At 59.6% G+C, this 10188-nt stretch carries 9 protein-coding genes and 1 tRNA gene; 4 read left to right on the forward strand and 6 right to left on the reverse strand.

The features are described 5' to 3' along the window. Positions 1 to 12 precede the first annotated feature (12 nt). Complete coding sequence (locus ACR0FB_RS07830; protein WP_152458825.1) at positions 13 to 348, forward strand: carboxymuconolactone decarboxylase family protein; 336 nt, start codon at positions 13 to 15, stop codon at positions 346 to 348. A 42-nt stretch (positions 349 to 390) separates the two neighbouring features. On the opposite strand, the gene ACR0FB_RS07835 is transcribed toward ACR0FB_RS07830, so the two are convergent. The 6 genes from ACR0FB_RS07835 to ACR0FB_RS07860 all read right to left on the reverse strand — a co-directional run bounded on the left by ACR0FB_RS07835 (position 391) and on the right by ACR0FB_RS07860 (position 8203). After that, positions 391 to 2898, reverse strand: coding sequence for a GcvT family protein (locus tag ACR0FB_RS07835; protein WP_171630755.1), 2508 nt, complete (start codon positions 2896 to 2898; stop codon positions 391 to 393). A 142-nt stretch (positions 2899 to 3040) separates the two neighbouring features. Beyond that, positions 3041 to 3319 (reverse strand): hypothetical protein, encoded by a 279-nt coding sequence (locus tag ACR0FB_RS07840; RefSeq protein ID WP_171630753.1) that lies wholly within the window; start codon positions 3317 to 3319, stop codon positions 3041 to 3043. A gap of 86 nt (positions 3320 to 3405) precedes the next feature. Then, on the reverse strand, positions 3406 to 4815 hold the full coding sequence (locus tag ACR0FB_RS07845; protein ID WP_171630751.1) for an FAD-binding oxidoreductase: 1410 nt from the start codon (positions 4813 to 4815) through the stop codon (positions 3406 to 3408). 93 nt (positions 4816 to 4908) lie between these two features. After that, the gene (gene ggt, locus ACR0FB_RS07850) at positions 4909 to 6696 is read right to left on the reverse strand and encodes a gamma-glutamyltransferase (RefSeq protein WP_480619971.1); all 1788 of its coding nucleotides are present in this window, start codon (positions 6694 to 6696) and stop codon (positions 4909 to 4911) included. 110 nt (positions 6697 to 6806) lie between these two features. Beyond that, the gene (locus tag ACR0FB_RS07855) at positions 6807 to 7196 is read right to left on the reverse strand and encodes a GFA family protein (RefSeq protein WP_480619973.1); all 390 of its coding nucleotides are present in this window, start codon (positions 7194 to 7196) and stop codon (positions 6807 to 6809) included. A 20-nt stretch (positions 7197 to 7216) separates the two neighbouring features. After that, a complete protein-coding gene (locus ACR0FB_RS07860; RefSeq protein ID WP_171630745.1) occupies positions 7217 to 8203 on the reverse strand; it encodes an NAD(P)-dependent oxidoreductase in 987 nt (328 codons plus the stop codon). Between the two features lie 198 nt (positions 8204 to 8401). Here ACR0FB_RS07860 and ACR0FB_RS07865 point away from each other — a divergent pair, with 198 nt between their 5' ends. The 3 genes from ACR0FB_RS07865 (at position 8402) to ACR0FB_RS07875 (ending at position 10114) form a co-directional block, all read left to right on the forward strand. Then, entirely contained in the window at positions 8402 to 8863 is a 462-nt protein-coding gene (locus ACR0FB_RS07865; protein ID WP_171205541.1) for an SH3 domain-containing protein, read from the forward strand. A gap of 96 nt (positions 8864 to 8959) precedes the next feature. Continuing rightward, positions 8960 to 9949 (forward strand): NADPH:quinone reductase, encoded by a 990-nt coding sequence (locus tag ACR0FB_RS07870; protein WP_480619975.1) that lies wholly within the window; start codon positions 8960 to 8962, stop codon positions 9947 to 9949. A gap of 90 nt (positions 9950 to 10039) precedes the next feature. Next, a tRNA-Gln gene (locus ACR0FB_RS07875) sits at positions 10040 to 10114 on the forward strand. Positions 10115 to 10188: the final 74 nt, after the last annotated feature.

Consider the following 10188-nt stretch of genomic DNA (forward strand, 5'->3'; position numbering starts at 1 on the left):
GGGCACTCAGCAATGGCATGGCAAGAAAAACTCTCGGCAACACGAAAGAGTTTGCGAAACCTGAACGGATCCATTCCCGATACGACACGCGCATTCGGAGCGCTTGGCAAAGCCGTCAAAGAGGGCGGGACGCTCGACTACAAGACCAAGGAATTCATTGCGTTGGGCATGTCAGTCACCCTGCGATGCGAACCCTGCATCACCTTGCACACCGAAGCTTTGATCAAGGCCGGTGCGACACGGGAAGAAGTGTCCGACGTGTTGGCCATGGCGATCCAGATGGGCGGCGGCCCAGCCATGATGTACGCGGCCAAGGCGCTGGAATGCTTCGACGAACTGTCTGGATGACAAAAAGAAATGGCCCCGAAGGTTTCCGGGGCCTTTCTTCGATCAACCGTCCTTGCGGATGGTTTCGTTTTTCGGATCGTAGGGGCTGTCGCAGGTGACGACCGCATCCCACAGCTTGTCCTGAATTTTGACCTGCAGCTTGGTGCCTTCGACCGCCATTTCGGGCTTCACGTAACCCATGCCAATGGATTTCTCGAACGCCACCGAGTAGCCGCCCGAGGTCAATCGACCCACGCGCTCACCTTCCGGTGTGTACAGCGCCTCGCGGCCCCACGGATCTGCATCGTCCGGCCCGTCGATCAGCAGGGTGCAGCATTTGACGCGCACGCCGGTCTCTTCCAGCTTGGCCTTACCGTAGAAGTCCTTGGACAGGTCGACAAAACGCGGCAGGTCGGCTTCCAGCGGTGTCGCGTCGCGGCCCAGTTCGGTGCCGAATGCGCGATAGGATTTCTCCTGACGCAGCCAGTTCTGGGCTCGCGCGCCAACCAGCTTCATACCATGCTTCTCACCGGCCTTTTCAAGCAGGTCGAACAGGTAGTTCTGCATCTCGATCGGGTGGTGCAGTTCCCAGCCCAGCTCACCGGTATAGGCCACGCGGATCGCGTTGACCGGGCACATGCCCAGTTCGATCTGGCGCGCCGAAAGCCAAGGGAAGCGCTTGTTGGACAGTGCGGTTTCCGGATCGGCATCTTTGATGACCTCTTTCAGAACGTCACGCGACTTGGGTCCGGCGATGGCGAAAACACCCCATTGCGTGGTCACGTCCTGGATCTCGATGTAACCGAACTCTTCCATCTTGTCCTCGGCCGCCTTGCGCAGATAATCGGCGTCGTACTCGGTCCAGGCACCGGCAGAGACGAGGTAATAGTTGTTCTCGCCATTGCGGACGATGGTGTATTCGGTGCGGGTGGTGCCGTGCGATGTCAGCGCGTAGGTCAGGTTGATACGACCAACCTTGGGCAGCTTGTTGCAGGTGAACCAATCCAGGAACTGAGTCGCACCGGGGCCTTTGACGACGTGCTTGGTGAAGGCCGATGCGTCGATCAGGCCGACGCCTTCGCGGATCGCCTTGGCTTCTTCGACGGCATATTGCCACCAGCCGCCACGACGGAACGAGCGTGCTTCTTTGTCGAAGTTCTCGGGCGCATCGACAGGGCCGAAGTAGTTCGGACGTTCCCAGCCGTTGACCCAGCCGAACTGGGCACCGCGCGCTTTCTGACGGTCGTAGGCCGGAACGGTCCGCAGCGGACGGCAGGCTTCACGCTCTTCGTCCGGGTGGTGCAGGATATAGACGTGCTCATAGCACTCTTCGTTCTTGCGGGCCGCGAACTCGGTGGTCATCCAGTTGCTGGAATAGCGTTTGGGGTCCAGCGAGGCCATATCGATTTCGGCTTCGCCATCGACCATCATCTGCGCCAGATAATAGCCGGTGCCGCCTGCGGCAGTGATACCAAAGCTGAAACCTTCGGCCAGCCACATGTTGCGCAGGCCCGGCGCAGGACCGACCAGCGGGTTGCCGTCAGGCGTATAGCAGATCGGGCCGTTGAAATCGTCTTTCAGGCCGGATTCAGCACAGGACGGCACACGTTCGGCCATCGCCATGTACTGATCCGCAATCCGATCCAAATCCAGCGGGAACAGATCCGCGCGGAAGCTGTCCGGTACACCGTGTTCAAACCGCGCGGGGGCGCCATGTTCATAGATACCCAGAATCCAGCCGCCGCGTTCTTCACGGGCGTAGGATTCATTGTCGGCGTCGCGCACGACGGGGTGTTCCGGGTTGCCTGCTTCGCGCCATTTGACCAGTTCAGGGTCCTTGTCCATGACGATAAACGTGTGTTCGACCGGGATCGCCGGCATCTTGATGCCCAGCATCTTGGCGGTGCGCTGTGCGTGGTTGCCCGATGCAGTGACGACATGTTCGGCAGTGATCACAACCTTTTCGTCGCTTTCGACAAGGTTGCCGCCTTTTTCCACCATTTTGGTGCAGGTGACTTCCCAATGGGTGCCGTTCCAGTGGAAGGCATCCGCCTGCATCTTGCGCACGATCTCGACGCCACGCTGACGGGCCCCCTTGGCCATGGCCTGCGTCACATCTGCCGGGTTAATATACCCGTCTTCGGTATGGTAGATTGCGCCCTTCAGATCCGATGTCTCGATCAACGGCCAACGTTCCTTGATCTGCTCGGGGGTCAGCCACTCATAGGCAACATCGCAGGTTTCGGCGGTGGAGGCGTAGAGCATGTACTCATCCATGCGCTCCTGCGTCTGTGCCATGCGCAGGTTGCCGACGACGGCAAAGCCCGCGTTCAGCCCGGTTTCTTCTTCCAGCGTCTTGTAGAAGTCGACCGAGTACTTGTGGATGTGAGTTGTCGCATAGGACATGTTGAACAATGGCAGCAGACCAGCCGCGTGCCAGGTGGACCCGGACGTCAGCTCGTCCCGTTCGATCAACATCACATCATCCCAGCCCGCTTTGGCCAGATGGTAGGCAATCGAGGTCCCAACGGCGCCGCCGCCAACAACCAGTGCTTTGACTTGGGTTTTCATAACCGGGCGTCTCCCCTTGAAATCAGTTGACACCATATGGCGCACTTGAGGGGGATCGCGCGACATTCATCCGACCAGTGATATGAAAAAAACGACCCGATGATCGAATGCGGGTCGCAGATCTGACATGAAACCCGTGATCTCAACCGCTGGAGCGACAGCGCTTGCTTGTCCCGATCGTGGTGCAGACAAGTTTCCGAACTTCCTCTGACGGTGTCTTTGCCGCAGGTTCCTCGGGCTGTGAAGGTTGGGCATCAGCTTCAAGCCGACTTTCCGAAATCCCGACACGCGCGGATACCGAGGTAACATAACCTTTGAAGCCCAGCCCGTTTTCGGATGCCTTGGCCTGCTGATAATAGTCCAGCCCAACAACGGCGATCCCGCAGATCGCTGCAAACCCTGCCAGATATTTTGCGCTCATGTCGGCCACCTGTTCCTAACCGAGTCGGTGAGACCAGAACATGTGGACGATTTGAAGGCGCAATGCCGGCCAGAACGCGAAAACCGCTAGGATTGGCCCGCCAAAACCTTGCCGGGATTCATGATGTTCTCGGGGTCCAAAGCAGCCTTGATTGCGGCCATATACTGCGTGGCGGCGCCCAGTTCCTTGATGAGGTATGGCCGCTTGCCCTGACCGATTCCGTGTTCACCTGTACAGGTGCCCTCCATTGAAATTGCCAGGTCGTTCAACCACCCGACAAACTCTTCGGCCTTGGCGACTTCTTCGGCGTTCTGCATGTCGATCAAAAGAAGCGAGTGAAAGTTCCCATCCCCCACATGCCCCACCATTGGCGCGAGCAAGCCAAGATCAGCTGCCTTCTGCTGAGTGCTTGTCACACACTCCGCCAGGCGCGAGATCGGCACGCAGACATCCGTTGAAATACCACGCGCGCCGGGGCGCAGTTGCAGACATGCCCAATACATATCATGGCGCGCCTGCCAAAGCTTGTTCCGTTCTTCGGTGGTCGAGGTCGCAGCAAAATCTGTACCGCCGAATTCCCGGGCGATCTGACCAAAGGTTTCAGCCTGTTCCGCCGCACCGCTTTCAGAGCCATGGAATTCCAGCAGCAGCAATGGCGTTTCCGGCAGGCTCAGCCCGGAATAGGCGTTTGCCGCCTGAACCGACATTTCATCCAGCAACTCTATTCGGGCGACCGGAATGCCATACTGAATGGTCATCATCACCGCGCGGCACGCGGCATCGACCGAAGGAAAGGAACACCTGGCCGAGCTGATCGCTTCGGGGATGCCCTGCAAGCGCAGAGTCAGCTCGGTGATGATACCCAACGTGCCTTCCGCCCCAATCAGAAGGCGTGCCAGATCATACCCGGCCGATGACTTCTTGGCCCTGTGACCGGTACGGATGATCTGGCCGTCCGGCATCACCGCCTCGAGGCTGAGAACGTTGTCCCGCATCGTTCCGTATCGCACCGCATTGGTGCCCGACGCGCGGGTCGCAGCCATACCGCCCAGCGAGGCATTCGCCCCCGGGTCAATCGGAAAGAACAAACCCTGATCCCGCAAATGGGTGTTCAGCGCCTCGCGCGTGACGCCGGGCTGCACGACACAATCCAGATCTTCGGCGTGGACAGCCAGCACCTTGTCCATCTGCATCAGATCGACCGAGATCCCCCCTGCTGGCGCATTCACATGCCCTTCCAGCGACGTTCCCGTGCCAAAGGGAATCACCGGCACCCGGTGCGCGGCACAGGTTTTGACAATTTCCGACACGTCCTGCGTAGTATGCGGGAAAACCACAGCATCCGGGCTCTGGTTTTCGATCCAGGTCGTGGTGTGCCCGTGCTGTTCACGGATCGCGGTACCCGTTTGCAACCTGTCGCCAAAACGTTGTTTCAGAACGCCTATGACGGTTTCAATACCTGTTTCATTCCGAGGCAAAGCGGTCGCCTGCACCATCGTAATCCTCCTCTGTCCCAGCACGTTGCGGGCCGTTCAGTCCATGACTAAAGGGCCCACCGAGTGCCGGTAATCCCCACAAATACCGAGGCCCTATTCGCCCAGCGCAATACCTTCGCGACGGGGGTCGGCACCACCGCTCAGCCCGTCTCCGATTTCGATGGCGTGAAGGCCAGATGTCAGGTCACGCGGGTTTACCTCGAACCCAAACTGGGTCAGCCCGTCGGAAAAGCCTTCGGCAGCGGTCCCGGCCTCGACATCATATGTTCCGAAACGATTGACAAGATGCGGCAGCGACACGGCTTGTTGCACATCCATGCCCCAGTCGGCCCATGCGATGATCGATTTGGCCACATAGCCGATGATCCGACTGCCGCCCGGCGAGCCAATCGCCAGAACCGGCGCGTCATCCTGCATCACGATGGTCGGGCTCATGGACGAACGCGGGCGTTTTCCGGGTTCCAGCCGGTTGGCGATCGGCACACCATCGCTGTGGGTCTTGAACGAAAAATCCGTCAGTTCGTTGTTCAGAAGGAACCCGTTCGTCATCAGACGTGAGCCAAAGCCGTTTTCGATGGTCGTGGTCATCGACAGCACGTTGCCATAGCTGTCTACAATCGAGATATGCGAGGTCGAAGGCAGCTCCAGCGACACATCATCCGCCCAGTTCAGCGCGTGGTCGAACTCCGGCTGACCGGGCCCGACATCTGCCAGCGCGCCTTCGGTGTTCAGCAATTCCGCTCGTTGCGACAGGTAGGCCGGATCAACCAGCCCCTTGGTCGGCATGGGCACAAAATCGCTGTCAGCCATGTACCGGCCCCGGTCCGCAAAGGCGAGGCGCGAAGCGTCCCCGATCAACCGCCAGGCCTCGGCGCTTTCCGGCCCCATAGCCGCCAGATCATAGCCGTTCAGCATCCCCAGAATTTGCCCCACGGTCAGCGCACCCGACGACGGCGGGCCCATGCCGCAGACTTCATAGGCGCGGTATTCCGCGCAAACCGGCTCGCGCTCGATCACCTGATACAGCGCAAGATCCGCACCGGACAGAACACCACGATTGCCCGGAGCGTTGCGAACCGTGCGCACGATATCCGCGGCAATCTCACCGCCATAGAATCCGGCCGCCCCATCGCGGGCCAGCACACGCAGTGTTTCAGCATAAGCCGGGTTCATCAGGCGCTGCCCCTGTTGCAGCGGTGCGCCCCCCGGCAGAAAATACGCGGCCGTTTCCGGAAAGCGCGACAAACGCTCGGCATCTTTTTCGACCAGGCTGGCCAGACGCGGGGACACCAGGAACCCTTCATCCGCCAACCGGATTCCATCGGCAAACAATCCGGGCCACGAGGAACGCCCCCAGCGACGATGTGCCTCTTCCAGCAAGGCAGGTGTGCCCGGCGTCCCCACGGACAGCCCACCGACAACCGCATCGAAGAATTTCAGCGGCTCACCGTTTTCGTCCTGAAACACGGTTGGTGTGGCCGCCAGCGGCGCCGTTTCTCGCCCGTCCAGAGTTGTCATCTGACCGGTCGCTGCATCGTACCAGACCAGAAACGCACCGCCGCCCAAGCCCGAGGATTGCGGTTCGACCAGGCCCAGCACGACCTGCACCGCAATCATGGCGTCTGCGGCAGACCCACCTGCGCGCAATACTCTGACACCGGCTTCCACCGCCAGCGGGTTGGCCGCGGCAACCATCCAGTTCTGGGACGTGACCGGAACGCCATCCAGTTTGGCCTCGAGCGCCGCGATGACCTCGTCGGTCATGGCCTGTACCTGCCCTTCCGTGGCCGTTTCGGGCGCAACGGCATCGGCCGCTTCCTGAGCGACCCCCGGAGTTGCAAAACAAAATGCAGAAAACAGTAGAACTGAAACACGTCTCATCTGATCAAATCCTCCGATACATCCCTGATTATCAAAACTGCGCGCCGAACACGCTCTGAACAAGTCCAACCTGCACGCCATCAGCAAATGGCCGGTGTCCGCAGCACGCGTTAAGCCTTTGCGTCGCCCACCAATCGATCCTGATCATAGCGGGTCATACCGCGGAACTCGGGCAACCAAGCTTCACGCCGGATGACCCAGCTTTCATATGTTGGCGCCAACTGATCTGGCGCATCAAGGCATCCAAGATGCACCTCCACTTCGGTTCCGCTGCGCGCAAAGACCGGAGAGCCGCAGCCGGGGCAAAAATACCTGTTAGCATAACCACGCGCTTCGCCGTAAACCTCTATTCTGTCGTCCGGGAAAACGGCCGCCGCATAGAAAACCGCGCCATGATGCTTGCGGCAGTCCAAACAGTGACAGATTCCGACCCGCAGAGGACGACCCGAAGCCCTGATGCGCAGATTTCCACAACGGCACCCTCCTTCATAGACGTCCATTCCTGCTCCTTTCCAGAGCGCTAGAGCATTGCTGGCACAACCTGATCCGGCGGGCGGTGGCCATCTTCGAAGGTCTTGATGTTGATGATGACCTTCTCGCCCATCTCCACCCGGCCCTCGAGCGTGGCTGATCCCATATGAGGCAACAGAACCACATTGGGCAGCTGCCGCAGGCGCGGGTTCACGTCAGTGCCCTGTTCGTAGACATCCAGCCCCGCCCCCGCAATTTCACCTGCGCGGATCATCCGGGTCAGGGCGTTTTCGTCCACAACTTCACCACGTGACGTGTTCACGATCACTGCCGAGGGTTTCATCAGTTTCAGACGACGTGCGTTCATCAGATGGAAGGTCGACGGCGTTGAGGGGCAATTGACCGAGATCACATCCATCCGCGCGACCATCTGATCGAGGCTTTCCCAATAGGTTGCCTCCAGCTCCTGCTCGGTCTCGGTGCGCAACCTGCGGCGGTTGTGATAATGGACTTGCATTCCAAACGCTTTCGCACGCCGCGCCACCGCTTGCCCGATCCGGCCCATGCCCAAAATGCCCAGACGACGACCACCGATACGGCCTCCCAGAAACGCGGTGGGCGCCCAGCCGGACCAATCTCCCTGCTGCATCACGCTCAGACCTTCGGGAATGCGTCGGGTAACGGCCAGAATCAGGGCCATGGTCATGTCGGCGGTGTCATCGGTCAGAACCCCCGGCGTGTTCGACACCAGAATCCCACGCTGGCGCGCTGTGGACACGTCAATATTGTCGACACCGGCACCGTAATTGGCGATGAGCTTCAGCCTTTCGCCCGCCTGCCCCAGCAGACCGCCATCAATCGCATCGGTCACCGTAGGCACCAGGACATCGGCGTCCTGCACTGCGGCCACCAGTTCTTCGCGCGTCATCGGAGTGTCATCGTCGCGCAAGCGCACATCAAACAACTCGCTCAAACGTGTTTCGACCGCTTCGGGCAACCGTCGCGTAACGACAACACTCAAACGTTCTCTTGGCACCTCGGCCCTCCCACTGCTTTGCAAACGGACGCGCGCCATGGCATCGTGGCGCAGGATAAGGCGGGGCACAAGAACCCCTTTGGCATTGAGTCGACCTTTTTTCGGAACCGGATCAACAGGCATAAGAGCAGGCAGTCAGTGAGTGGTATTCGACCGGTAAATCGCCGCTGTCTGGCGGCACTATCCGTATTTCTAATCATGTTCGGCGCATGGGCTGCTCATGCCGACGTGAAACGAGGATCCGTCACCAACCTCCCCCTGCCCCGTTATGTCTCGATGAAAGCAGCAGAAGGCAACGTGCGACGCGGACCTTCTTTGACACATCGAATCGACTGGGTGTTCAAACGGCGCGGAATGCCGCTTCAGGTCACTGCCGAATACGGCAACTGGCGACGGGTTCAGGACCGCGACGGCGCCGGAGGCTGGGTTCACTACGCCCTGTTGTCGGGTGTTCGGACAGTACTGATTGAATCCGAAATGCTGCCTGTCTATGCCCGACCCGATCCGACCTCCCCCGTGAATGCGCATTTCGAATCCGGGGTCGTGGCCCGACTGGGAACCTGTTCGCTGGACTGGTGCCGGATCACCGCCGGCGGGTATCGGGGTTGGACCTTGAAGTCGAACCTTTGGGGGGTCGACCCGTCCGAGATTCGCGAATAACCACAGGGCCGACCTTCCCCCGCGTTGCGGACACGCGACAAGGTGTTTGAGTTTCCTGCCGATATGCTGTGAAACTCGACCAAAACGGAGGCGATCATGCGCGCAGTTACATATTCCAACTTCGGAGACCCGGCCGATGTCCTGCGGATAAAGGACCTCCCTCCGGTCCCGCCGGGTCCGGGCGAGGTCACGGTAGAGCTGTCCTTTTCCGGAGTGAACCCTTCCGACGTCAAAGCCCGCGCCGGGACCAGACCGGGCGTGACAGAGCCTCCGTTCCCCCTGATCATCCCGCACAGTGACGGCGCTGGTGTGATTTCGGCCGTTGGCGACGGAGTATCCGCATCTCGGATCGGGCAGCGCGTGTGGATCTGGAACGGGCAATGGCAACGCCCTTTCGGCACCGCCGCCAGCCACATCACCCTTCCCGATGCCCAGGCCGTGGCTCTGCCGGATGCGGTGTCGATGCAGACCGGCGCGATTCTGGGCATTCCCGGTCTTACCGCCTGCCACGCGGTGTTTTCAGGCGGCTGTCCCGATGGGCAAACGATCTTGATACACGGTGGCGCGGGCACCGTCGGCTTTCTGGCCGTTCAGCTTGCCAAATGGGCAGGCGCGCGCGTGATCGCTACCGCCAGCCCTCGCAACTTTGACCGGGTCCGAGAAGCCGGCGCAGATATCGTGATTGATTACGCCAGCAAGGATCTTTCCTCCGAAATTCTCGATGCAAATGAAGGAAAGACAATCGGCCGAATTATCGACGTCGAATTCGGCCGGAATATTCAAACAAACGCCGCGGTCATTGCCGAGAACGGTCGCATCAACGCCTATGGCTCTGCCCAAGACATGGCCCCCGTGTTTCCATTCGGACCGATGATGTTCAAAGCCATGACGCTTGAGACCATTTTGATTTACCTTCTTCCGCTGGATCTTCGTACCGATGCCGTGAAGACCCTTCACAAGGCATTGACGGATGGCGCTTTGACCTGCCCTGTTCAAAAGGTCTTTGCACTGGAAGAATGCGCATCTGCGCATGCAATGGTGCAGGATGGAAACCGGACCGGAGCCGTGTTGATCGACACCCAATGACTGCCCTGAAAAAAATCGGTTCAACCTGAGTTTTTTTGACAAAACGCTCTTGATCCCCGCCAACAACAATCGTAGATAGCCGCTCACTGTTGGGGTGTAGCCAAGTGGTAAGGCAGCGGTTTTTGGTACCGTGTATCGTAGGTTCGAATCCTACCACCCCAGCCAGTTCATCGGAACATCGTTACTTCGATACCCGTGGCACCCGTTTGCCACGGAAAATGCCCCCGTTTATGCCCCAG

Source organism: Ruegeria sp. P10 (assembly GCF_056534925.1).

Bases quoted from the DNA above. Each gene is read 5' to 3' on its own strand.
- ggt (WP_480619971.1), bottom strand. From the start codon at position 6,696: ATGAGACGTGTTTCAGTTCTACTGTTTTCTGCATTTTGTTTTGCAACT.
- ACR0FB_RS07855 (WP_480619973.1), bottom strand. From the start codon at position 7,196: ATGGACGTCTATGAAGGAGGGTGCCGTTGTGGAAATCTGCGCATCAGG.
- ACR0FB_RS07830 (WP_152458825.1), top strand. From the start codon at position 13: ATGGCATGGCAAGAAAAACTCTCGGCAACACGAAAGAGTTTGCGAAAC.
- ACR0FB_RS07840 (WP_171630753.1), bottom strand. From the start codon at position 3,319: ATGAGCGCAAAATATCTGGCAGGGTTTGCAGCGATCTGCGGGATCGCC.
- ACR0FB_RS07845 (WP_171630751.1), bottom strand. From the start codon at position 4,815: ATGGTGCAGGCGACCGCTTTGCCTCGGAATGAAACAGGTATTGAAACC.
- ACR0FB_RS07865 (WP_171205541.1), top strand. From the start codon at position 8,402: ATGTTCGGCGCATGGGCTGCTCATGCCGACGTGAAACGAGGATCCGTC.
- ACR0FB_RS07870 (WP_480619975.1), top strand. From the start codon at position 8,960: ATGCGCGCAGTTACATATTCCAACTTCGGAGACCCGGCCGATGTCCTG.
- ACR0FB_RS07835 (WP_171630755.1), bottom strand. From the start codon at position 2,898: ATGAAAACCCAAGTCAAAGCACTGGTTGTTGGCGGCGGCGCCGTTGGG.